1 pseudogene is annotated in these 254 nt (G+C 66.1%); it reads left to right on the top strand.

What is annotated here, in order from left to right:
• Positions 1 to 254: pseudogene (locus tag MKL11_RS00320) on the top strand (methyl-accepting chemotaxis protein); the annotation flags it as partial.

Here is a 254-nt window from a genome sequence, read left to right as displayed (position 1 = left end):
GGCCTGATCCGCATGAAGGCGTTGGAAGAAGAGACCGCGGAGGCCCGCCTAGCAGCCGAGGAACAGCGCAAGGCCGGCATGCGCCAGATGGCCGACAGCTTCGAACAGGAGGTCGGCGGCATCATCGGCATGGTGTCTTCGTCCGCCACCGAGTTGCAGGCGACAGCACAGACGATGACGGCCACCGCGACCGAGACGGCCAGTCAGTCGACCACGGTTGCAGCAGCGGCCGAGGAGGCTGCCAGCAACGTCAA

The organism is Methylobacterium sp. J-077, from assembly GCF_022829365.1.
Lineage (GTDB): Bacteria > Pseudomonadota > Alphaproteobacteria > Rhizobiales > Beijerinckiaceae > Methylobacterium.
Note: the sequence above shows the minus strand (reverse complement) of the source record. Positions and strands in the feature narration are given on the sequence as shown.